General features: G+C 55.9%; 19 protein-coding genes. 8 read left to right on the forward strand and 11 right to left on the reverse strand.

Annotated elements, in window-relative coordinates:
• Positions 1–13: 13 nt before the first annotated feature.
• The gene (gene hrpB / locus AOZ07_RS13660; RefSeq protein WP_075972502.1) at positions 14–2,584 is read right to left on the reverse strand and encodes an ATP-dependent helicase HrpB; all 2,571 of its coding nucleotides are present in this window, start codon (positions 2,582–2,584) and stop codon (positions 14–16) included.
• Positions 2,581–3,366, reverse strand: coding sequence for an alpha/beta fold hydrolase (locus AOZ07_RS13665; protein ID WP_060703475.1), 786 nt, complete (start codon positions 3,364–3,366; stop codon positions 2,581–2,583). Before AOZ07_RS13665 ends, hrpB begins: the two co-directional genes overlap by 4 nt.
• Positions 3,367–3,524: 158 nt before the next feature.
• Between AOZ07_RS13665 and AOZ07_RS18860 the strand changes: the two genes are divergently transcribed.
• From AOZ07_RS18860 to AOZ07_RS13675, 3 genes are all read left to right on the forward strand, one after another.
• Entirely contained in the window at positions 3,525–3,662 is a 138-nt protein-coding gene (locus AOZ07_RS18860) for a hypothetical protein (RefSeq protein WP_171919718.1), read from the forward strand.
• 332 nt (positions 3,663–3,994) lie between these two features.
• The gene (mgrA, locus tag AOZ07_RS13670) at positions 3,995–5,041 is read left to right on the forward strand and encodes an L-glyceraldehyde 3-phosphate reductase (RefSeq protein WP_060702482.1); all 1,047 of its coding nucleotides are present in this window, start codon (positions 3,995–3,997) and stop codon (positions 5,039–5,041) included.
• 271 nt (positions 5,042–5,312) lie between these two features.
• Entirely contained in the window at positions 5,313–6,695 is a 1,383-nt protein-coding gene (locus tag AOZ07_RS13675) for an NAD-dependent succinate-semialdehyde dehydrogenase (RefSeq protein WP_060702483.1), read from the forward strand.
• Positions 6,696–6,776: 81 nt separating this feature from the next.
• Here the strand turns inward: AOZ07_RS13675 and AOZ07_RS13680 are convergent, their stop codons facing one another.
• From AOZ07_RS13680 to AOZ07_RS13695, 5 genes are all read right to left on the reverse strand, one after another.
• Positions 6,777–7,850: an HTTM domain-containing protein gene (locus AOZ07_RS13680; protein ID WP_084793265.1), complete on the reverse strand. Its 1,074-nt coding sequence runs from the start codon at positions 7,848–7,850 to the stop codon at positions 6,777–6,779.
• Positions 7,841–8,596 carry a DUF5819 family protein gene (locus tag AOZ07_RS18865; protein WP_146276095.1) on the reverse strand — a complete coding sequence of 252 codons (756 nt, stop codon included), beginning with the start codon at positions 8,594–8,596 and terminating at the stop codon, positions 7,841–7,843. Before AOZ07_RS18865 ends, AOZ07_RS13680 begins: the two co-directional genes overlap by 10 nt.
• Positions 8,597–8,742: 146 nt before the next feature.
• Positions 8,743–10,692 carry a hypothetical protein gene (locus tag AOZ07_RS18870; RefSeq protein ID WP_194943676.1) on the reverse strand — a complete coding sequence of 650 codons (1,950 nt, stop codon included), beginning with the start codon at positions 10,690–10,692 and terminating at the stop codon, positions 8,743–8,745.
• Between the two features lie 67 nt (positions 10,693–10,759).
• Positions 10,760–11,446 (reverse strand): hypothetical protein, encoded by a 687-nt coding sequence (locus tag AOZ07_RS13690; protein WP_060702486.1) that lies wholly within the window; start codon positions 11,444–11,446, stop codon positions 10,760–10,762.
• 7 nt (positions 11,447–11,453) lie between these two features.
• Entirely contained in the window at positions 11,454–13,523 is a 2,070-nt protein-coding gene (locus tag AOZ07_RS13695; protein WP_335334222.1) for a choice-of-anchor G family protein, read from the reverse strand.
• A gap of 403 nt (positions 13,524–13,926) precedes the next feature.
• Here AOZ07_RS13695 and AOZ07_RS13700 point away from each other — a divergent pair, with 403 nt between their 5' ends.
• Positions 13,927–14,592, forward strand: a complete 666-nt coding sequence (locus tag AOZ07_RS13700) for a response regulator transcription factor (protein ID WP_060702488.1) — start codon at positions 13,927–13,929, stop codon at positions 14,590–14,592.
• Here the strand turns inward: AOZ07_RS13700 and AOZ07_RS13705 are convergent.
• The 3 genes from AOZ07_RS13705 to AOZ07_RS13715 all read right to left on the reverse strand — a co-directional run bounded on the left by AOZ07_RS13705 (position 14,589) and on the right by AOZ07_RS13715 (position 18,463).
• Entirely contained in the window at positions 14,589–15,278 is a 690-nt protein-coding gene (locus AOZ07_RS13705; protein WP_194943678.1) for an SH3 domain-containing protein, read from the reverse strand. The genes AOZ07_RS13700 and AOZ07_RS13705 overlap by 4 nt on opposite strands.
• Before the next feature lie 122 nt (positions 15,279–15,400).
• Positions 15,401–15,901 (reverse strand): ferritin, encoded by a 501-nt coding sequence (locus AOZ07_RS13710; protein WP_060702490.1) that lies wholly within the window; start codon positions 15,899–15,901, stop codon positions 15,401–15,403.
• A gap of 144 nt (positions 15,902–16,045) precedes the next feature.
• Complete coding sequence (locus AOZ07_RS13715) at positions 16,046–18,463, reverse strand: Tex family protein (RefSeq protein ID WP_060702491.1); 2,418 nt, start codon at positions 18,461–18,463, stop codon at positions 16,046–16,048.
• Positions 18,464–18,556: 93 nt separating this feature from the next.
• On the opposite strand from AOZ07_RS13715, the gene AOZ07_RS13720 reads away from it, so the two are divergent.
• Positions 18,557–18,913, forward strand: coding sequence for a hypothetical protein (locus AOZ07_RS13720; RefSeq protein WP_060702492.1), 357 nt, complete (start codon positions 18,557–18,559; stop codon positions 18,911–18,913).
• A gap of 40 nt (positions 18,914–18,953) precedes the next feature.
• Positions 18,954–19,355 (forward strand): RNA-binding S4 domain-containing protein, encoded by a 402-nt coding sequence (locus AOZ07_RS13725; protein WP_060702493.1) that lies wholly within the window; start codon positions 18,954–18,956, stop codon positions 19,353–19,355.
• A 19-nt stretch (positions 19,356–19,374) separates the two neighbouring features.
• Here the strand turns inward: AOZ07_RS13725 and AOZ07_RS13730 are convergent, their stop codons facing one another.
• Positions 19,375–21,318, reverse strand: a complete 1,944-nt coding sequence (locus AOZ07_RS13730; protein ID WP_236995195.1) for a S9 family peptidase — start codon at positions 21,316–21,318, stop codon at positions 19,375–19,377.
• 81 nt (positions 21,319–21,399) lie between these two features.
• Here AOZ07_RS13730 and AOZ07_RS13735 point away from each other — a divergent pair, with 81 nt between their 5' ends.
• Together AOZ07_RS13735 and AOZ07_RS13740 are read left to right on the forward strand one after the other, a co-directional pair.
• Positions 21,400–21,939, forward strand: coding sequence for a DUF1697 domain-containing protein (locus AOZ07_RS13735; protein ID WP_060702495.1), 540 nt, complete (start codon positions 21,400–21,402; stop codon positions 21,937–21,939).
• 63 nt (positions 21,940–22,002) lie between these two features.
• The gene (locus AOZ07_RS13740) at positions 22,003–22,659 is read left to right on the forward strand and encodes a trimeric intracellular cation channel family protein (protein ID WP_060702496.1); all 657 of its coding nucleotides are present in this window, start codon (positions 22,003–22,005) and stop codon (positions 22,657–22,659) included.
• Positions 22,660–22,670 lie beyond the last annotated feature (11 nt).

Here is a 22,670-nt window from a genome sequence, read left to right on the forward strand (position 1 = left end):
CATCTTTGTGCGGCTATTGCCCGTTGAGCCGATTCTTCGTTTTCGCCGTGGCAACATGTCCCCAAGGATTTTCCGGCCAGGGATGCTTCGGATAGCGTCCACGCATTTCAGAACGAACTTGAGCGTAAGGGCCATTGAAGAAGCTGGCAATGTCTTCGGTAACTGCCAGCGGGTGGCCCCCTGGGGACAGCAGGTGGAACTGCACCGGCAGCTTCTCGTGCACCAGCCGCGGAGATTGGTCCAGGCCAAAACACTCTTGAAGCTTGACGGCCACCACAGCCGGACCGCTCTCGCCCACAGGTGGATAGGAGATGCGGATCTTGGACCCTGAGGGCACTTCCAGGCGTTGCGGCACCAACGAATCAAAATCGTGCGCATGCTCCCACGGAAGCAGGGTACGCAAGGCCGAATGCACATCGGCTTTGGCAGCGTTCTTGCCATGAGCTATCTGGCGCAGGATAGGTTGCAGCCATTCATCGGCCCGCGCTATCAGGGACTCATCATCAACCGCGCAGAACGGTTCGCCAAGCAACCGGTAGGCCACTGCCATGCGGCGGCGCAGGGCATCAAAACCCTCCTGCTCACCGAAAAACGCCAGCCCCTGCTCTTGCACAGCGAACTGGACCGCCTGCATTCCCAATTCCTCGGTTGCTTTGATGGGACGCGCGGAAAGTTCAATGGCGCGGAATCGTTCTACCTTGCGAGCACTGATTTTGCCGTCGATGAATTCGGCTGTTTCCTTGCTCTCGCGCATTTGCGGAAGCAATTCAAGGACCGTAGACAGCTCGATACCCGTCGCTCGCCTGATCGTTGCCCTGGTCCCGGTCCGCGCCACTTCGACCACGGCCAAATACTCCTCATGTGCCAAGTGGCTCCCCCGAGGAAGAACAGCCCTTGTTCCAGAAGCGAGCAGGTACTCATCGTGCCCAACTTTGCGGGCAACCCATTGCGGGTAGGCCAGTGCGCTGATGGCTGATAATGCCTCGGCCGACGAAGCAGTGGCTGGCGCAGGTTGTCCTTGCTTGCCGCGAGCCTTCACCTCTGCCAGCCGTTGCATGCGCGCTGCTTCATGTTTCCAGGCTCTGTGGCCCGAATGGGATGCCCTTCGAATCGAGACCAGCAGTTCTTGCAGATCTGCGCTGGCGATGCGCTCGGAGCTGGCCAGCAATGCCACTGCTTCGGCCGCCGGCAGCGAGCCGAACAAGGGCGCGCCCTCCAGCAAGGCTCGCGCTGCCCTGGGATCGGTGGGGATCTTGACCATTTGCTCGCCCATCGAGGTAATGCGTCCCGAATTGTCAACAGCGCCAAGGCTTTTGAGCACCAGCTCGTCGCTGCCCATGGCCGCGGCAGGGGGAACCTCCCACAGCTCCAGGCCCTCTCCGCGGGGCGTTCCCCACGCTGCCAGGGCAAGACCAGCCGAAACCAGATCACCGGTGCGGATTTCCGGGGTGGAATAGGCTGGTGCCGCGGCAAATGACTTGGGGTCAAGGGTGCGCACGACTTGGCCGGGTCCCAATCGGCCAGCACGGCCAGCACGCTGGGTGGCTGTGGCCCGACTTGCTACGACGGTGACAAGCCCGGACATTCCGCGGGACGTATCCCGACGCGGTTCCCTGGCGTAGCCAGCGTCGACCACGAGGTGGACCCGAGGTACTGTCAGCGAGGATTCGGCAATGGAAGTTGAAACAATAATTCGCGGCGAGCTGCCTGCCTCAGGTTCATTCAAAATCGCGTCTTGCTCGGCCGACGAGATTTGCGAATGCAGTGCCAATGCGGTGACACCATTGGCTGAAATCTGGGCGCAGACGCGCTCGACTTCACGCACGCCCGGCACAAACACCAAGGTGTCCACCGGATGCTTGCTGGCACCATTGGCTCTCGCCGAATGCTGTACGCTAACGGCCGCGACATGCCGCAAGTAGTCATCTTTGATACCGAATTCAGTGACTCTGGTTGATGAGTAGCTCTCGAAAATCTCCTCGACATCGAACTGCGCGGTTTGGGCGCTGAACACCCTCGCTGGTTTTTCAGTCGAAAGGAAATCGGCAAGTTCCTGGGCGTGCAGCGTCGCGCTCATCAGGACAAGGCAGAGATCATCTCGAAGTTCATTGACTTGCTTGACCATTGCCAGCAGCAGATCGGTGTCGATGGACCGTTCGTGAACTTCATCAATGACGACGGCGCTGACCCCAGACAAATCCGGATCGGCCAGCAAACGGCGCAGCATCAAACCCGCGGTGACAAATTCCACCTGGGTAGTTGCGGAACTCTTGCGTTCTCCGCGAACCGCAAAACCGACGTGCTCGCCGAGCACTGACCCATCCAAGTGGGCAAGCCTTCGGGCAGCGGCGCGGGCTGCCACGCGGCGTGGCTGGGTAACGATTATTTTTCCAGTCAGCCCGGCTTCCCGCAGTGCATTGCTCACCGTCGGCGGGACAACGGTGGTTTTGCCCGATCCCGGCGGCGCTTGAATTATCAGGGGGCCAGAAGGATCCGAAAGGAGCGCGCTGTGCAGGTCATCTCGAATGGGCCCGAACGCAAGCCCGCGGGCGACCCGCTCTAGATCAAAAGAACTGCCGCTCATGCCTGGCGCCCGGACCAGAAGGAGCGGATGGCGGTGATGACTGGCTCGATTGGGTACAGGGTGCTGCCATGCGTTCGTCCCGGCAAGGCCACCATTCGAGCGTTGGGCAACGTGCGAACCATAATCTTGTTCTGGTCAAATCGAGGCTGATCACGCGTGCCGATCAGCAGCAAGGTTGGGATCCCGATTTTGGCCAAGTCTGCAAGAGCAATATTCTGGAGCGTCTCGGCGGCCTCGTAGTACGCGGCCAAGGCTAGCGGATCATTTGCTTTGAAAGCCAGCCTGGTTGCAGGATCCAATTTTCCGCCGGTCTCCTGGCCACTGACGAACCCTTCGATATCTCCACGGCGCAACACTTCCAGATATCCGGGAAAGAAGAGTTTGCCGATTTCGCCAGGCGTGATTTCAAACGTGCCGCCGAGCATGATCAATGAGATCACTTGCTCCGGATGATTCATGGCCAAGTGCAGACCGGTACGCGCACCAAACGAGTACCCAACAATATGCACCCGTTCAAGGCCCAGATGGCGCAAGACTGCTTGGATGTCGCTGACGACCTTGTCCATGGTGTAGTCGGCGACGTCATGCGACTTGGCTGATTTGCCGTGACCGCGTAAATCCATGCGGATGGTCCGATGGTCCTCGCCAAGTTCCTTGGTGTAGCCCAGACCGCGCCAAATGGAGCGGGATAAAGCTGAGCCGTGCAGGAAGAGAATTGGTTCCCCGTCTGCTCCGTCATCGTCAAAAAAGATGTTGGAACCATCGACAGGATTATTGATCATCGGCATGCTTTCGATTAAATCCCCTATCCATGGGGAAGGGGAAATCTGAGTTGCCCCAAACCTATCGACAACGCCAATTAATAGGTGAAGACTGAATGTACGCGAAAAGGCCACCGCCAACAAAAGTGGTCTGGACCAAAATCAAAAGGGGGAAGATCATGAATGCACAATCAGCCAACGGGCAGCCGGTAGATCCCGACGAAGAGAAAAAGCTTCATGACCAGCATGACGAAGAGCTTGTCGAAGAGTGGGAAGATGAATCCTTCCCTGCTTCTGACCCACCGTCGAATTACTAGGCATCAACTTCCTAGGTGACCACACACGTCGCACTCAGCTTGTTTCAAGACTCGGCTCCTAGTGTGGTTAATACCTTCTCAAGGTGCGAGTGATCTAGAAGAACCGATCCGCGCAGGCGTTACCTCCTTGGCCTGACGGATCGGTTCTTCATTTAATTTCTTCTGATCAGATTCCCATCCACGCCGTTGCCGCAACGTTACGCACATAGCAGATTTGTCCCGGCAACATGTTGGACGAGTCGCCGTCTGGCATATTCTGAGGTGGAAGCCCTTTGCCCTCCACCCAGCCAGCATTGCTGCTGGTAGAAAGGTGTCTCGTGGAATACGAACGAATGTCATCCATCAAGGAATTGCACCGCCCCTACACTGCAGCGGCGGATCGCTACGAACACTACGGCTACCGCCGCGTTGGCGATTCAGGCTTGCGGCTGCCCCCGTTGTCCTTGGGATTATGGTGGAACTTCGGAGACAACCGGCCCTTCGACAGCCAGCGAGAAATTCTCCGCCATGCGTTTGACAACGGCATCAACCACTTCGACCTGGCCAACAATTACGGTCCACCTGCGGGTTCTGCCGAAGAGAACTTTGGGCGCATGATGCGCAAGGACTTCAAGCCTTACCGAAATGAATTGGTGATTTCTTCCAAGGCCGGCTACGACATGTGGCCGGGCCCGTACGGAACCTTCGGTTCTCGCAAGTATTTGCTTGCATCGTGCGATGCGTCGCTAGAAAAAATGGGCTTGGATTATGTGGATATCTTCTACTCGCATCGCTTTGATCCCAAGACGCCACTGGAGGAGACCATAGGCGCTCTGGATACCCTGGTGCGCCAAGGCAAGGCCACCTATGTTGGCATTTCTTCCTACTCTGCAGAACGCACCGCCGAGGCCAAGGCCATCGCCAATGATCTGGGGACTCCGCTGGTCATTCACCAACCTTCCTACAACATCCTCAACCCTTGGGTTGAACATGGCTTGCTGCAAACTTTGGAGAAAGAACGCATGGGGACCATTGCGTTCACTCCATTGGCCCAGGGCTTGCTGACCGACAAGTACCTGTCGACCACTGATGTTGAGCGCCAAGGAGGTCGCCGCTCACTTGAAAGCCAACTGACAGAAGAGAATATGACCAAGGTCCGAAGCCTGAACGAGGTGGCCCAGCAGCGCGGCCAATCCTTGGCACAGATGGCTTTGGCATGGCTGCTTCGTGAGGGCGCGGCAACTTCGGTGCTCATTGGCGCTTCTTCCACCAAGCAGCTGGACGAAAATTTGGGTGCTTTGAACAACCTGGAATTCAGCGAGACAGAGCTATCGAAGATTGCCGATATCGCGCAAGGAGATGCCGGAATCGATTGGTGGCGCGCCTCAGCCATCAGCTAGCGACACCCGGAGAGCTCCCTTGTGAGTTCATCTCAAAAGCCGTGGTTTCCCCGTGTTCACTTGGGGAGACCATGGCTTTGCTTTTGCTTGGATGCGTGGCCTGTTTTCCGCCGATGAATATTGCTTCTGCATACTGGCTCAAACGCAATTCTGGGGATAAGCTCGACGTAGACGCGCAATGAAGTGAATTACATTCATTTATTGTGTTAAGTTCGATAGCGTCAAGGAACAGGCTTACGCTGACCAATCTGCACAAACGACAGGAGCATTGATGAGCGCCCCAACCTACAAGGTCTTGAACCCGGCCACCGGTGAAGTTATTGAAGAATTCGCCGCCGCCACCGACGAGCAAGTCGAGCAGGCCCTGAGCTCGGCCCAGTCTGCCTACGAGTCATGGCAGAATGTTGACATCACCGAGCGCGCGAAGATCGTTTCCAAGGTTGCAGCCCTCTTCGCCGAGCGCGCTGAAGAGCTTGGCAAAATCATGACCACTGAAATGGGCAAGCCGCTCTCCGAGGCAGTCGGCGAGGCAGAATACTGCAAGGACATCTTCGAGTACTTTGCCACCGAGGGACCTTCCTTGGCTGCGGACCAGGAAATCAAGTCGTTCTCCGGCGGCAAGGCCGTCGTACAGAAGCTTCCGGTTGGCGCCCTTCTAGGCATCATGCCGTGGAATTTCCCTCTCTACCAGGTAGCGCGCTTCGCGGCGCCAAACCTGATGCTGGGCAATACCATCATCCTGAAACACGCCGAGTCCTGCCCGCGTTCGGCATTGGCCATTCAGGAAATCATGGACGAGGCCGGCGTCCCGGCAGGCGTCTACAACAACGTCTTCGCAACGCACGACCAGATCTCCACCATCATCGCTGATTCCCGCATCCAGGGCGTTTCCTTGACCGGTTCGGAGCGCGCAGGCGCCATCATCGGCGAGCAAGCGGGCCGGAACCTGAAGAAGGCCGTGCTGGAACTTGGCGGCTCGGATCCATTCGTTGTCCTGGATTCGGATGACGTGCCTGGCATCGTTGACACCGCGTGGGGATTCCGCATCGATAACACGGGCCAGGCCTGTAACTCGAACAAGCGCATGATCGTCATGGAAGACATCTATGACGACTTCGTCGCCGAGCTGACCAAGCGCGCAGAAGGCCTGGAGGCCGGGGATCCAATGGCAGAGCTGGAAGGGACCTTCGCGCCGATGTCGTCGCGCAAGGCAGCCGAGGACCTCCACGCCCAGGTGCAGGATGCAGTCTCCAAGGGAGCGACCCTGCACGCCGGTGGCGTGCTGCACGATGGTCCTGCGGCCTACTACTCCCCTGCCGTGCTGACCGGTGTCACCAAGGAGATGCGGGCCTTCTACGAAGAGCTCTTCGGCCCAGTAGCCGTGGTCTACAAGGTAGCCAGCGACGAGGAAGCTGCGGACCTCGCTAACGACACCATCTACGGCCTGGGCGGTTCAGTGCACTCCACCGATGCAGAACGCGCTGCCAAAGTCGCCCAGAAGCTGCAGGTTGGCATGAGCAATGTCAACATCGCCGCAGCTGAAGGTGCTGAAATGCCGTTCGGTGGTGTGAAGCGATCTGGCTTCGGACGCGAGCTCGGCCCACTGGGCATGGATGAGTTCGTAAACAAGCGCCTGTTCTACGTGGGCGAGTAATTCATGCATTGGCAGCCGCCAATGTGCCCATGAAACTCGGGGCGAACCATGAGCTTGCATGGTTCGCCCCGACTTATTCGTTTAAGCGGTCGAAGATGCCTTTTCCGGCCTGTCGGTAAATTCATCTTCTGGTTCTGAGGTACCTTCAGATGGATTCCTACGAAGGAACTTTTCACTCCATTGTGTGGCTAGCCATCCCTGAATAGTTAACCAAGTGCCGCTGGAGACAAGGACGGCGTCCGCAGATGCCATGATGCCCGAGAAGAACGGGAGCCCCATAACGACGGCGATACCGATATGCATCCCAAGAATCACGATCAGCGCAATCCTCCTGCTGATCTTATGGAACAGCATGAATGGGAACGCAATTTGTGCCACCACAGTTACGTAGGTAATCAGCGCAACTACCCAAGAGTTCGCAGTGATGAGGTCGCTGAGCCAAGGAAAGACACCATAAGCTTCAGAATTGACCGGGTAATACATGGCGGTGCCGTTCTGCCACAAACTACCCTGAACTTTGTATAGACCGGCTTCTAAATAGACCATACAAAGCTGAGCCACTACTAGGCACAACGCTAGATTATGAAGCACCGTAACGGCTTCGAATTCTTTTTTACTTTTTGCAGCGCGCTTACGCATCCAAGAATCGACCGACCAATGCTTCGATAGATCTGCAAAGATCAGATAAATCAGCATGATTCGGATGAAGTAGTTTCCACCGTCAGAAACAGGTGTGTTTTGAGCATTTATGGCCGTGTAGAAAATGAAAAAGAGTGGAGTGACAAAACGCGTCTTCCATCCGATTACAAAGGCGATCGCTAAAACTACGGCAACCACATACCAAAAGACGAAGAAGCCAAGTCCAGCATCACGCAGAATATCTAACGGCCACTTGTATCCAAGTACCGAGCGGTATGGTTCTAGATATTCCGACCCTGGACCCCAAATCTTGGAGGCGACGGGAACATTTACTACTAACCAGCCCAAGATAAAAAGGCCTGATGCCATGCGCATAACGGCCAAACCATATGCCGCATGGCGGTTTTCGGTAAACCAGCTGTAGAGCGCGGCGAGAAATTTCGAACCAAAATCTCTATTTTTTACCATCCAGTTTCGGATAGACGGAGCATTGACCGTCTCCTGATTTAGCTCCATGCCGACACCGCCGCTTTACTGAATTCTTTGGTATCTCGCCATCCGATATACGTTTCACGAGATTTCGTTTTAGCTTCATCGTTGTTTCGTTGAGCGAAAGGAACGATTGGTTCACGCCTGAGTTTAATTTCAACCATTGACGCTCCACCCCACTGCTCAATCGCATAAAGAGATGCGAAGCCGACGGCCGTGTCCTCCATTCGCTTGTAAGCTCGAAGATTACTCAATTCTGTAGCTGAGTATTCTTTCCTCGCCTGTGACGAACTGAGATCCACTCCGAATACTGGAGTCCCTTGAATAAACGGTTTTGCGATTTGTTCACGTGCGCTTGTACTCAAATCCGATGCGGCACTCCAAAGCCTTCCATGTATCGACTTTGACTGTTTGGACTCACGGTTAGCGAACATGTTACCGGCGCGGCTTTTCATCTCCTCAGCGGTGACGTCGCGCCATTCCGTGAATTTCGCGCCTTTCTTGCTTCCTTGTGCGCAAATTTCCGGACTCGATAGGCAAGCACGCATCGTAAAGTACTCATCTTGCGAATACGGACCGGGAGCAAAAAGGCTCCACCCTTGATCTAGCGGCCCAAGAAAATAACGATTCAATCCAGGTTGCAATGACGACTTAATTGGCGTGGAAGGTCCAGTGAAGGCCAATGTCGCACCAATATGCCCCAATGCTGCCGCACCTGCAATTAAAAGCACCAACACCGTGAACAGTTTGGGCCTAGTTTTATGTTGCCTCATCAGGCTATTGTCTCCGATCCCTCAATGCCCGTGAATAATTGCAATCACGACTTGAACGCGAAATGGGAGGGGCATCAATTGATGCCCCTCCTACTTCTAACTACCACTTGCTATTGACTAAGCTGAACGCTTTCGAGCGATCACAGTCACACCAGCTCCGATGAGGACAAGTGCGAGTGCACCCGCACCAATCCAGAGCGCTCCGTTAGAACCGGTGTCCGCAAGGCCACCATTCTTGGAATTGTCCTTTTGTGGTTCCTTAGAGTCATCGGAATTTGCATCCGAGTTGTCCGCGGCATTGGCGCTACCGTTCGCATCAGTGTTCGCATCCGTGTTTGCGTCAGTGTTCGCATCCGTGTTTGCGTCAGTGTTCGCATCCGTGTTTGCGTCAGTGTTCGCATCCGTGTTTGCGTCAGTGTTCGCATCCGTGTTTGCGTCAGTGTTCGCATCCGTGTTTGCGTCAGTGTTCGCATCCGTGTTTGCGTCAGTGTTCGCATCCGTGTTTGCGTCAGTGTTTGCGTCAGTGTTCGCATCCGTGTTTGCGTCAGTGTTCGCATCCGTGTTTGCGTCAGTGTTCGCATCCGTGTTTGCGTCAGTGTTCGCATCCGTGTTTGCGTCAGTGTTCGCATCCGTGTTTGCGTCAGTGTTCGCATCCGTGTTTGCGTCAGTGTTCGCATCCGTGTTTGCGTCAGTGTTCGCATCCGTGTTTGCGTCAGTGTTCGCATCCGTGTTTGCGTCAGTGTTCGCATCCGTGTTTGCGTCAGTGTTCGCATCCGTGTTTGCGTCAGTGTCGCATCCGTGTTTGCGTCAGTGTTCGCATCCGTGTTTGCGTCAGTGTTCGCATCCGTGTTTGCGTCAGTGTTCGCATCCGTGTTTGCGTCAGTGTTCGCATCCGTGTTTGCGTCAGTGTTCGCATCCGTGTTTGCGTCAGTGTTCGCATCCGTGTTTGCGTCAGTGTTGTCAGCAGTGTTCGCGTCAGTCGAATCATCGGCGACAACGGTGAACGTAGTAAACGCATACGCGTTCGTCTTCACATCAGTCGCAACGATCAGGTAATTTCCGAGTTCAAGATCAGATGAATCAACCTCGAAACTAATATCTCCCTTGTCGTCAGCGGTCACGCCTTCAGGAAGAGAAGCAGCGAAAGCCTTAGCCTGGGCCAAGGTCGTCGCGCCTAGTGGGCTCTGCTCGATCTTGACTTCGCCGTTCGAGGTGAATTCCTTGCCGGTCACGGTTCCGATTTCACCCTTGATAATGCGGTTCGGAGTGATATCGATGTGAACTTCGTTCTCAACAGCGTCCTCAGGATTTACCTGGAAGTACTCAGTGTAAGTCTTTCCAGTTTCTTCGTCCTGAACTTCGACCATGTAGATACCTTCTGGCAAACCATCGGTATCAAACTTGTAATCAAAGTGACCGTTCTCGTCAACGATGACGTCATCCTGGTGAATAGGAGCCTCGTCGCCGTTCGAGTTGCGAATAGTGATCTTGACGTTACCGTCTGGAGTGAACTTGTCACCAATTACGGTAATCTCGTCCCCTTCAGTAACGCTGTCAGGCAGCACGTTCACGATCGGATGTTCCGTGTTATCCGCCGTGTTGTCATCAGTGTTATCTGAAGTGTTCTCCGCGGTGTTCACATCGGTGTTCTCCGCAGTGTTCACATCGGTGTTCTCCGCAGTGTTCACATCCGTATTCTCCGCAGTGTTCTCCGCAGTGTTCACATCCGTGTTCACATCAGTGTTCTCCGCAGTGTTCACATCGGTGTTCACGTCGGTATTCTCCGCAGTGTTCACATCGGTGTTCTCCGCAGTGTTCACATCGGTGTTCTCCGCAGTGTTCACATCGGTGTTCACGTCGGTGTTCTCCGCAGTGTTCACATCGGTGTTCTCCGCAGTGTTCACATCGGTGTTCTCCGCAGTGTTCACATCGGTGTTCTCCGCAGTGTTCACATCGGTGTTCTCCGCAGTGTTCACATCGGTGTTCTCCGCAGTGTTCACGTCGGTGTTCTCCGCAGTGTTCACGTCGGTATTCTCCGCAGTGTTCACGTCGGTATTCTCCGCAGTGTTCACGTCGGTATTCTCCGCAGTGTTCACGTCGGTATTCTCCGCAGTGTTCACTCGGTGTTCACGTCGGTGTTCTCCGCAGTGTTCACGTCGGTGTTCACGTCGTGTTCTCCGCAGTGTTCACGTCGGTGTTCACGTCGGTATTCTCCGCAGTGTTCACGTCGGTGTTCTCCGCAGTGTTCACATCGGTGTTCTCCGCAGTGTTCACATCGGTGTTCTCCGCAGTGTTCACATCGGTGTTCTCCGCAGTGTTCACATCGGTGTTCTCCGCAGTGTTCACATCGGTGTTCTCCGCAGTGTTCACATCGGTGTTCTCCGCAGTGTTCACGTCGGTATTCTCCGCAGTGTTCACGTCGGTATTCTCCGCAGTGTTCACGTCGGTATTCTCCGCAGTGTTCACGTCGGTATTCTCCGCAGTGTTCACGTCGGTATTCTCCGCAGTGTTCACGTCGGTGTTCTCCGCAGTGTTCACGTCGGTGTTCACGTCGGTGTTCTCCGCAGTGTTCACGTCGGTGTTCACGTCGGTTTTCTCCGCAGTGTTCACGTCGGTGTTCACGTCGGTATTCTCCGCAGTGTTCACGTCGGTGTTCTCCGCAGTGTTCACGTCGGTGTTCTCCGCAGTGTTCACATCGGTGTTCTCCGCAGTGTTCACATCGGTGTTCTCCGCAGTGTTCACGTCGGTATTCTCCGCAGTGTTCACATCGGTGTTCACGTCGGTGTTCTCCGCAGTGTTCACATCGGTGTTCACATCGGTGTTCACGTCGGTGTTCTCCGCAGTGTTCACATCGTGTTCACATCGTGTTCACGTCGGTGTTCTCCGCAGTGTTCACATCGGTGTTCTCCGCAGTGTTCACATCGGTGTTCTCCGCAGTGTTCACGTCGGTGTTCTCCGCAGTGTTCACGTCGGTGTTCTCCGCAGTGTTCACGTCGGTGTTCTCCGCAGTGTTCACGTCGGTGTTGTCCGCTGTGTTCACATCGGTGTTCGAAACAACGACCGTGAATGAAACTTCGTCTGTAGACTCTTCGTCGTCGTCGCCATCGGTGGCAACGGCAGTATGAGGACCTTCGGTCAGGCCCTCAAACGTAGCCGTCCACTTGCCGTCGTCGCCAACAATGACTTCCTGAGCCGCTGCATCGTCGCCGTCGAGAGTCACAGTAATGGTCTTACCTGGCTCTGCCGTACCGGAGACATCGACAGGATCACCCTCGGTAAATTCCTGTCCATCAGTTGGTGTTTCAATGACCACGGGGGCTTCAGTTGGCGCTTCGTCCGCTGCGCGGACTTCCGAACGGGCGAAAGATACCTTGTTCGCAGCTTCGCCCATTGCTGGCAATAGCTCTACTGACAAAGCAGTGACAAAGTCACCCTCCTCAGTGGAGTCAGGATCGCTATTTGGATCGTCAATTACCGTGGTTCCCTGCTCGTTGACGGTAATCTCAACGATTTCGTTAAGCACACCTTCGATAACGGGTTCCAGAGGATCAGTAACGCCATCAACTACTCCGGTAATAACTCCTGGCAATCCGTCGATAACTGGGTTAACAACGGTACCCAATGCGTCGCCAACTACGCTTACAACACCTGCAGTCAGTGGGGTGATCAGCGAGCCTAGATTCAAGCCGGCCAGTGTCAAGTCAACGTTGGTAGTTGGTTCTTCTGGTACCAACCCCAGGAAGCTGGCAACGCTGCCTTCCACCGTTGCCGTACCGTCGGCGAGTGGAACGAGCAAGCTAGCTTCCAGACCGAGGTTGACCACAATGTCAATCTGATCAAGTGAAGCAACAAGGCTATCGCGAAGATCAGTGACCAAATTGGACAGCGCAAGAGTAATCTCGTCTGCGATTTCTTGAACAGCGGTCGCGCTTAGCACTTCATAGTTGGCCGGCTTGCCGTTGAGCCCACCGGTGGTGATCTTGGACAGATCGACGCTGATGTCACCCGTACCGAGGTCGATGCTCACCAAGCCGGTATCCGAAGTAATAACGCCAGTGAGGATGTCATCCTTGACTTGCTGCAGTGCAGCGTCGACGCCATTGAGCGCAACCGTGGAATCAGTGACACCAATGCGGGCCAGCGGGCGCAAATCAATATCGATCGCGTCAAGACCCGAAGTGATGGTGCCGAGCACACCATCGGAAGACAGAGCCGTGTTGAGCGTAGTGCCCAGACCATCAACGACAGTTCCCAACGAGCTGGTCAGACCGCCAACAGCAGGGCTGCTAACGGTTGCAGTGGCACCAGCAACCAAGTAGTCAGTCGACAGGGTTCCGTCAGTCTTGTCGGCCTTGGACCCGAGGGCGCCGATTTCCAATGATGCTTCATCTACAAGCTGGTCAGTTAGCCCGCTGACTTGAAGCTGATCCAAAAGCCTAGTCAAATCAACATTTGCAGTCATCGCGCCAGAATTTGCCGAATCGACGGCAATCGTTCCGTCCGAGCTAACTGCACCAGCTGCTGATTTTGCGCTCGTGGAGCTAGGCGCCTCAGCATACGAGCTGAGCAATCCGGCTTCGCCCAGAGTCAGAAGTCCTGACCCGTCGGAATTTATTAGTGGAAGTGCACTTAGTCCTGAACCCAGGTTCAGGTTCAAAGCTCCCAGCGCCTCAACGTTCAGAGGGTTATGCTTTGCATCTGGCGAGCTCGGGTTGCCCGCGTATGCGAACCCCGCATCGGCAACAGGAATGTCTAGAAGATTTAGATCGAGGACTCGTCCAAGAGCCTCGGAGCCATCGGCTGGTGCCGCATACGCGGCTGTTACGGTCGGCGCCACGAATAGGCTGGCCACTACCGCCCCAGAAAGTACGCGCCTCGCCGTACGGCGACCGGTTCCTTTCGATGGTGGCAAATTAATCGCTTGCACCAATGTCCTCCAAAAGTTAGTTGTGATCTTGAACCCTTGTTAAAGTCCCTACTTGACTCTACGGAAGCACGGCTTGCACTCACAGGGTTCTTTCAGCTATTTCTTGGCATACTCAGGTCAATTTTTTTGACCATACGGCCATTTTCGTTAGCTTTCAGGTCATACCGTTCAGTAATTTATTATCTACTTTTTGTAAGAATCAAAGTTGATATGTGACTTGACCTAAGGATTTACTAGAGGTTCCTCTTAAAACAGTTCCGATTGTTGTCAGATTGTTACTCATCAAGCAAAACAAGTTGGCTAACTGGTTATAAACTGGGCGTACCTGCAGACGACTAGCTAAGCAGGGGTACGGTTGGGGTTTCCGACCGGGTTTGTAGCTTTTTAGGACGAGGTTTCTTGAATGTCGCGTATTCGCGTTCATCTAGCCGATAGCGATTATTTTTCGCGTGCAGGCATCTCCACGGTTCTCTCCAACACTGAGGACTTCGATCTAGAAAACATCACGGACTCAATGGCAGATGCCATCGCTGGAGCCCTTGAACAGAAGCCAGACATTATCTTGATTGAGTCGACGCTGGACGGCCAGAACCTATACAGCGCCATTCGCGAGATCTCTGAAGCAACACCGCAAACCAAAGTGGTCGTGATGGCTTCGCGCTACAAGCGCAGTGAACTCGCGCAGGCTTACGATGCCGGTAGCGCTGCGCTCATTTCCAAGAGCTCAATCAGCTCAGAATTGCCTTGCGCACTGCGAATGCTTGTCGCGGGATACCAGCTCTTCGCGGCGCCAACCGACGGTTGGGAGCCCGCTTCACGCGTCGTTCGCCGCTCAATTCATCAAGAAGCGTTCCGCGAACTAGGAGACCGGGACCGCGGATTAGTTCGCCACGTTGCGGCGGGCCTGACCAATGCTCAGATTTCGCGTCTTGCGCATATCTCCGAGGGATCGGTCAAGCTTCACCTTGCCCGTGTCATGGACGAGCTCAGCGTTTCAAATCGCGTTCAGTTGGCAGTCATTGCGGCCGAAGCAGGCCTAGTTACCTCGGCTGATCTCAAAATCGCTTAGTAAACCGTACGCAGCTGGCTGGCGGGGATCCACATTTCTTCGCCATCGCGATCAATCCGGCGCCAAGCACCCTGACGCGCCACGATAACGACTGCAGTGTCCGCAGGAAGAATGCGCACGAGCGAGTAATGGTCGCCCGGTCCGCGACGGGCATTAAGACGAATTGTGGTTAGCGCCCGCTGATTGGGTACTGCGATCAAGCCGCCCTTGGCTGGTCGCGAAGGGATCTCCTGCAGATACATGCTGGGAACCCAGCCTAATAGCTTGCCTGCCTGGACCTGAGACCATAGGCCTTGCTGAAGCATGGAACGAACCTTGCTTCCCTGGTCAATGACCTTGAGAACCGGATAACCGGTCCCGCTGCCCTTGCGCAAGTTCAGAGTGGCCGTAGTGACATGAGTGGCCTCAATCAGCGAATAACGCGACAGCACAGGTTCTGCATACTCGTCGTCTTCGTCGGCAATGGCCGGTTCATCAAAAACCTCAGGAATTGGCTCCAGGTAGATCTCCGGCAGCCAACCGTAGGTTGCGTGAACAAAGACATGAGCCCATGAGCCTTTGACTTCGATGAGGGCAAGTTCGGTGCCGTGGGCAAGGTTGCTCTGGACAACATAGTGCCGACCTGCGCCTTTGCGCAGTTTGAGCGAGGCAGTCGTCCGATGCGTAAGTGCTACTGACGACGTCAAAGCCGATTTTTGTGGTAAGCCCACTTGGTTCACGACCACCTCAAATGAAAACTTAGGGAAGCAACCACCGGTTGCTTCCCTAAGTTTATTCCATTTTTAGAAGATGCGTGCTTCTTAGTCCGCTAGTCGCCTGAAGAACGCGAACCGAGCTCTGCATCCAAACGCAGGAGGCCACTTCCATCATTGCCGATTAGCTTCACGCGATCCAGAATTTCAGAGACGGTTGCTTCTTCCTCAATCTGCTCGTCGATAAACCAGTGCAGCAATGGCAAAGAGTCGATGTCACCTTCGGTCTGAGCCAGTCGGTACAGTTCGCGAATGGCTTCGGAGACTTTCTGCTCATGAGCCAGCGAAGCGGCAAAAGCGTCAGCGACGTTCTTGACATTCACTTCTGGCGCTGGCTGCTCGCCAATCTTCGGGTGAGCTGAACGGTCGGTCATGTGCGTGATGAACTTTTCCGCGTGGACGATTTCCTCGCCAGCTTGCGCACGGAACCATCCAGCAATGCCGGGAAGGCTCATGACGTCCATTTCAACTGCCAGCTGACGGTATACCGTCGCTGCGGTTAGTTCGAGAGTTACCTGGGTGCTGAAGGCTTCTGCCAGTTTTCCTGTAAGGTCCATGTCTTTAGACTAGGTCTCTTTCGCCAACTTGTCACCGAAGTTTGGACACACTTAGTCCAACTTGAATTAGGGAATCGCCCCACGTTGACAGCAGGTTAACCTAGCCGATGCTAAAAAAGGTTAGGTAAACCGAAGCCACCTTAATTACCGGTTCAGCCCAGCACGACGCAGCGCTTCTGCCATAGCAGTATTACCCGATGCCGAAGATTTAGGTTCTTGATTCCCCTGCCTGCGGTTTTGGCCGCTGCGATTCTGCCCATTGCGAGCGCCGGAAGCGCCTGTGCCTGCGTGCCGACGCTCTCGCGGAGCAGCACCCTTGGCCGCTTCACCGGCCACCGGCAATTCATCATCCAGACGCAAGGTTAGTGAAATGCGCTTCCGTGACGTATCGACTTCCAGAACCTTTACCTTGACGATCTGCCCGGAACTGACCACTTCGCGTGGATCAGAAATGAACTTGGTGCTCATCGCCGAGACGTGAATGAGTCCGTCCTGATGAACACCTAAATCAACAAAGGCGCCAAAGGCAGCGACGTTGGATACGGTGCCTTCCAGGATCATTCCCGGCTTGACGTCGCTGATGGTTTCGACGCCTTCCTTCAGCGAGGCCGTGACAAACTCGCCACGAGGATCTCGAGCTGGACGACGCAATTCAGAAATCACATCTCGAATGGTGGGCTCTCCGAATTGCTCGGTCACAAAGTCCTGGGGCTTCAGCTCTTCCAGCCTGCGGCCCTGCTCCTGGGCGGTTTTCTGCAGCGTCTTGGCCAATGCATAGGCTTCCGGGTGCACCGAAGATGCATCCAGCATTTCCTTGCCTCCGGTGATCCGCAAGAAGCCGGCGCACTGTTCAAATGCCTTCGCGCCCAAACGTGGCACCTTGAGCAGGTCTTTGCGCGTGGCAAAGGGACCATTGGCATTTCGGTGGTCAACAATATTCCGGCTCAACAGCGGTCCGACTCCGGCAACCCGCGACAGCAATGCCGGCGATGCCGTATTCACGTCAACGCCCACCGCGTTCACACAGTCCTCAACCACAGCATCCAAAGCACGATCCAGCTTCGATGCCGTGACGTCATGCTGGTACTGGCCGACGCCAATGGACTTCGGATCAATCTTGACCAGCTCCGCCAGCGGATCTTGGAGGCGGCGTGCAATCGACACCGCTCCGCGCAGGGAAACATCCATTCCGGGCAGCTCCTGGCTGGCCAGCTCGGAGGCGGAGTAGACAGATGCTCCAGCCTCGGAAACGATCACCTTGCTGATCCCGGAGCCGCCAAGCACCTTGATGACTTCAGCTGCCAATCGATCGGTTTCACGCCCTGCTGTTCCGTTGCCTACCGCGATCAGGGTTGTGCCGTGCTTCTTCGCCAGCTGGGCCAAGGTGGCCACCGACTCATCCCACTTCTTGGCAGGAGCATGCGGGTAGATCGTGGCTGTCTCAACAGACTTTCCAGTGAGGTCGACTACCGCAACCTTCACACCGGTGCGCAGGCCCGGATCCAATCCCAGAACGGCCTTGTTTCCCGCGGGTGCTGCCAACAGGACGTCGCGGAGATTCGCCGCAAAGATCTTAACCGATTCGTCTTCCGCTGCTTCAAACAGCCGCGAACGCAAGTCTGACTCGAAGCGTGTGAGCAAACGGGCCTTCCAAGCCAAGCGAACAGTTTGGGAAATCCAGGACGCCGTCGCCGCACCCGCTGGTACGTTCAGGCCCAATGATGCGATTATGGCATTTTCGAAACCCTGGCGTGCCTGGGCCAGAGCATCCTCGTCACGCGGATCTGCTTCAGCCAGCTGGAGGTTCAGGACTCCCTCGCGTTCACCGCGCAAGAGCGCCAAGACCCGGTGCGAAGGCAGTCGGTCCAGGTTCGCAACATAGTCCAAGTAGTCGGAGTATTTCCCCTGGCCTTCTGCGGTGGCAGTGCTGGAAACACTGGCACTGATCTTGCCCTTGTTCCAAAGGCGTTCACGAAGTTCGCTTGCGAGCACCACATCTTGGGAGACTCGTTCGGTCACGATGGAACGTGCACCGGAAAGAACATCAGCTTCGGTAGCGAATCCTGCCTCTGCGTTGAGGTATCCGGCAGCAGCCTGCAGCGGATCGGTGTCCGGGGTGGAAAGCAACAAATCCGCCAACGGTTCCAAGCCTGCTTCGCGGGCAATCTGTGCCTTGGTGCGACGCTTGGACTTGAACGGCAGGTAAATATCTTCAAGTTCAGCTTTAGTGGTGGCCGCGGCAATCGTGGCGGACAACTGCTCGGTCAGCTTGCCGGACTCATTGATCGCGTCGAGGATTGTGGCGCGGCGATCTTCCAATTCACGCAGGTAGCGCAGACGTTCTTCGAGCAAACGCAATTGGCTGTCGCTGAGCATGCCAGTTGCTTCTTTGCGATAGCGGGCAATGAACGGAACCGTTGATCCCGAATCGAGTAGTTCTACGGCTGCCTTGATCTGCCAGACGGCGACCGTGGATTCAATGGATAGCTCCTGAGCCAGCTGGGCGACAATTCGCTCTTGGATGGCACGGTCATTGCTGGTGTTCTTCTGCTCGCTGCTCACCGATCCATTGTGCCTCACTGGCTGCAAAGTTCAGATGATCGACTCGGTTGGCATTCAGCAGAAATTCAACATTAATGGTTAGGATTTAGTTCCATGGGGAAAGTTAAAGTTCGTAAGGCAGCAACACTGTTTGCCATCACATCGGTGGTGGTTCTCAGCGCCGGATGCTCCGTTGTCCAGGACACTGCGTCGAGCGCAGCCAATCAGCTCACGGATGCCGCTAGCAAGGAGATTGTTCGCCAGGCCTGCGCTCCAATACAGGATGGCACCATTGACTCCAGCGAGCTGCGTGTCTTGTCTTCCATCGTGAAATCAGTGGATGGCGGCGGACTGCCCGAAGAGATGGTCCAGGTACTTAACGACCTCGCTGATGCCGGCGATCAGGCTCCTGTCGCTTTGCAGGACCGGCTCAAGGAAGCTTGCGACAACGCTGCAGCTGAAAGCAACTGACTGCGCCCTGGCCACTATGCCGGTGTTCTAGACTTTTCTCATGGTTGAGATTCCCACCAGCGGCAAAGTCAGACTCGATGCCTGGTTGTGGTCCGTGCGAATTTACAAAACACGATCCGCAGCGACGGCTGCGTGCCGCGCAGGTCACGTGCGTTTAAACGGCGACCCGGTCAAGGCTTCGCAGACTGTCGTTACAGGTGACCGCGTCCGTGTGCGCAAAGATGGATTTGACCGTGACCTTGAAATCACGGGCCTGCTTTCCAAGCGCGTTTCAGCTCCCGTGGCCACCAAGTGCTACTTGGACCATACGCCGCCCCGAGAACGTGTCGTCATACCGCAGGTTCCGGTGCGCGAACGCGGCGCAGGGCGCCCCACCAAGAAGGATCGCCGCGAAATGGATCGCTTGCGCACTTCCTGGCAGGAGCCCGACACCGAGCTGTAGTTCCCCACAGCGCCCGCGTCTAGGATAATTCGATGGCTGGAACGTCAGCCTCGAAATCAAAGATTTGCGAGTAGAACGCCAACGAGCTTTCCAGCGCCCGCACAATATTTTCAGACTTTCTGAAGCCATGCTGTTCGCCTTCAAAAAGGATGTACGCATGAGCGATGCCTCGTTCGGCGAGCGCGTCAGCGACCACCTGCGACTGAGCTGGCGGAACCACTTTGTCTTCATCACCCTGCAGGAGCAAAACCGGGCAGGAGATCTTTGAAACGTGGTTGATCGGTGCACGCTTCTCGTAGAGATCCGCGGCCTGCGGATATGGGCCGACCAGTGAGAACATGTACTGGGATTCGAAGTCGTGGGTGTCTTGAACCAGACCTACCAAATCGGAGACGCCATACCGGCTGATGCCAGCGGTAAAAACATCCGAGAAGGTCAATGCGCACAGTACGGTCCATCCTCCGGCACTTCCGCCTTCGATGCCAATGCGTGCCGGGTCAGCAATCTTTTGTCCGACCAAGGCGTGGATTACGGCGACCGTATCGGAAACGTCAACAACACCCCAGGCTCCACGCAATCGGTTGCGGTATTCGCGGCCATATCCCGTCGAGCCACCGTAGTTCACGTCTACCACGCCAATGCCGCGCGAGGTGTAATAGGCCACCGCCGCGCTCAACGTCGCCGAGGCCTGGCTGGTTGGTCCGCCGTGGACAAAGGTGACGAAGGGTGGCAGTTCACCGTCCATCCCGGCCATGCCGTCTTGGGCTGGACGATAGAGCAATGCGTGCACCGACTGTCCGGCAAGGTTCTTGCATTGGAATTCTTCAACAGATGGCAGCATCCCTGCTTCTGGCAAGTTCTCCATGGACCGGGTCACCGCGTGGTGTTCCAAGGATTCGAGGTTGATCAGGGTGATCTCTTCGCCATGGGTCATCGATGAGGTTCCGGCCAACAGCCAGTCATCGTTGACGGCAAAAGGCCGGACACGGGTGAAGGGCAATTCAAAATCGTCTAATCCCCCGGTGTCCGAATGCACGCGGGCCAGGGATGTGGTTCCTGTTCCGTAGGAGCACAACAGGGTGTGTTGATTTTCGACCAGGTACCAGCTGGTCCCGACCTGCCATAAGGGTCCGGCGAATTCTGCCGGGCGGTCAACAAGGCGAGTGGTACGCGAAGAACCGTTCTGGTACACATAGGGGTTCCACCAGCCGCTGGCATCGGAGATGAATGCCAGCCGGTCATCGTCCAGCCATTCGGGCTGCATGACGGATTCTTCTGCTCCGCCGGCAATCACTTCGCTCTCCAGCACTCCGGTTTCGGAGAATCCAGCCAGGTGCAAATAGGTGGAATCCCAAGGCATGTTCGGATGCTCCCAGCTGATCCAGGACAGCTTCTGGCCATTGGGGCTGAGCCGCGGGGCAGCCACAAATCGCGCAGGTTCGCTCAGGATCCTGATATTGGAGAGCTCTTGAGCTGCACTGCCATCGAGCGGGATTTGCACGATTTGGCGCACGGGCTCGCCGCGAAGGTCTTCCATGATGGCAAGGATGCTGCCCTCGGGGCCGCGGGTGAATTCTGCAAAGCGCAGTTGCGGGTCGCCCTCGACCGTGCTGGCCGGGGTCAACGGCGCCGGTTGATGCTCGCCAATGCCTACCGTGTACACGCGTTGGTCGGCAAAATTGGAGAAGATGATCTTGCCGGCTCCCGATTCGTCCAGCATCCAGCTGGAGCCGCCATATTCGTGAACCCGTGAGCGGACGTTATACGGTGCATTGACCAGTTCTTTGCCGTGTTGTCCATAGGTGCCGTATTCCACCAGCGTGATCCGGCCGCCTTCTGCGGGGCGCCCTTCCTGGACTATGACGCGGTCTTTGAAGAAGCAGGCGCCGCCTAATGGTTTAGTCCCCGCTGCAACGTCTTGAGCCGTGATTGATGAGGGCCAGGATCCGAAAGGCAAGTGCATAGGCATATTCTTGATCCTAGCGATCTTTGGGTTGCAGGACGACCCTCCGAAAGTATGATTCCGACGAGCTGGGATAAAACGATGAGCAAATATGCCGTGTTCCTCCGGGGCGTGAATGTTGGCGGCGTCAAGGTGCTGATGAAGGACCTCGCGCTCCTGCTTCAGGACGGTGGGTTCAGCGACGTCAAGACGCTGCTGGCGAGCGGCAACGTGGTGCTCGCCTCCGACATCCCGGATCCGTTGATAATCCAAGGCCGGTGCAATGATCTTTTGCGCACGTACTATCAACGAGAAATCCCAACCCTGGTTTTCACCCAAAAGGAGATCGAGGACTTGGCTGGGCCATTCGGGCTGCCGTTGCCCGAACCCGTGGAGCAGCATCATGGTTATCTCACCTTGTGCCATAGCGCGCAGGATGCCCAGGAGCTGGGGCAGGCCATCCAGGCCCTGGATGATCCGCGCGGCTTCTTGGTCACGGGTCGTGCAGTGCAGTGGATCGCGTCCAAGGGAACCAGTACTACCGATCCAGTAGCGAAGCTGGTTCAGGCCCAGGCCAAGCTACGGGTTCTGACTACCCGGAACCACAACACCCTGGTCAGGATCGCTAAGATTCTTTGCTGATCGGCACTTCGGGTAATAATTGGTCATTGACCACACGTCGCCGACCCCGTTTGAGGCACTGGAATGTACATCCTGATTGAACTCGTCGGTATTTTCTTCTTTGCCGTGGCAGGATCCTTGATGGCCGCCCGCAGGGGATTCGATATTTTGGGATCGGCCTTCCTCGGCGGAGTGTGCGGCTTGGGCGGAGGGCTGGTCCGCGACGTGATTCTCAATCAGTCGCCGGCAACCTTTGAACACCCGATCTATTTTGTACCTCCGGTCTTGGCCGCGCTGTGCGTCTATGCGTTCACGCCCGCCGTTCAGAAGCTGCACCGCCTGGTTCAGCTTTTTGACGCTGCCGGGCTGGGACTGTTTTGCGTGACCGGGACGTTGAAGGCCCTGGAGCATCAGTTCAATCCGGTGACGGCAGTGTTGCTGGGCGTGATCACCAGCGTTGGCGGTGGACTGCTGCGAGACGTCATTTCCAATGTGACTCCAGACCTCTTCAACCCGCGCGATATCTACGCGCTGGCTGCCATGGTGGGATCTGGGCTCACCGCCATCGCGTGGCATCTGGGATTCATGAGCGTTCCGGTGGGTGCAGCGATCGCGGCGTTGGCCTTCCTCATTCGTGTGGCGTCACTGCGTTTTGGCTGGTCGGTTCCGTTGGCTGCCGGCCACTGGCACCGTGCCCATCAGAATCCTCCGGCACCGGATGGACCCCAGCGGCACTTCTAGGTGGCAGCTGC

The organism is Glutamicibacter halophytocola (assembly GCF_001302565.1).
Classification (GTDB): Bacteria; Actinomycetota; Actinomycetes; order Actinomycetales; family Micrococcaceae; genus Glutamicibacter; species Glutamicibacter halophytocola.

Excerpts from the sequence above, each read along its gene's own strand:
- hrpB (WP_075972502.1), bottom strand. The coding sequence starts at position 2,584 with ATGAGCGGCAGTTCTTTTGATCTAGAGCGGGTCGCCCGCGGGCTTGCG.
- AOZ07_RS13665 (WP_060703475.1), bottom strand. The coding sequence starts at position 3,366 with ATGATCAATAATCCTGTCGATGGTTCCAACATCTTTTTTGACGATGAC.
- AOZ07_RS18860 (WP_171919718.1), top strand. The coding sequence starts at position 3,525 with ATGAATGCACAATCAGCCAACGGGCAGCCGGTAGATCCCGACGAAGAG.
- mgrA (WP_060702482.1), top strand. The coding sequence starts at position 3,995 with ATGTCATCCATCAAGGAATTGCACCGCCCCTACACTGCAGCGGCGGAT.
- AOZ07_RS13675 (WP_060702483.1), top strand. The coding sequence starts at position 5,313 with ATGAGCGCCCCAACCTACAAGGTCTTGAACCCGGCCACCGGTGAAGTT.
- AOZ07_RS13680 (WP_084793265.1), bottom strand. The coding sequence starts at position 7,850 with ATGGAGCTAAATCAGGAGACGGTCAATGCTCCGTCTATCCGAAACTGG.
- AOZ07_RS18865 (WP_146276095.1), bottom strand. The coding sequence starts at position 8,596 with ATGAGGCAACATAAAACTAGGCCCAAACTGTTCACGGTGTTGGTGCTT.
- AOZ07_RS13700 (WP_060702488.1), top strand. The coding sequence starts at position 13,927 with ATGTCGCGTATTCGCGTTCATCTAGCCGATAGCGATTATTTTTCGCGT.
- AOZ07_RS13710 (WP_060702490.1), bottom strand. The coding sequence starts at position 15,901 with ATGGACCTTACAGGAAAACTGGCAGAAGCCTTCAGCACCCAGGTAACT.
- AOZ07_RS13720 (WP_060702492.1), top strand. The coding sequence starts at position 18,557 with ATGGGGAAAGTTAAAGTTCGTAAGGCAGCAACACTGTTTGCCATCACA.
- AOZ07_RS13725 (WP_060702493.1), top strand. The coding sequence starts at position 18,954 with ATGGTTGAGATTCCCACCAGCGGCAAAGTCAGACTCGATGCCTGGTTG.
- AOZ07_RS13730 (WP_236995195.1), bottom strand. The coding sequence starts at position 21,318 with ATGCACTTGCCTTTCGGATCCTGGCCCTCATCAATCACGGCTCAAGAC.
- AOZ07_RS13735 (WP_060702495.1), top strand. The coding sequence starts at position 21,400 with ATGAGCAAATATGCCGTGTTCCTCCGGGGCGTGAATGTTGGCGGCGTC.
- AOZ07_RS13740 (WP_060702496.1), top strand. The coding sequence starts at position 22,003 with ATGTACATCCTGATTGAACTCGTCGGTATTTTCTTCTTTGCCGTGGCA.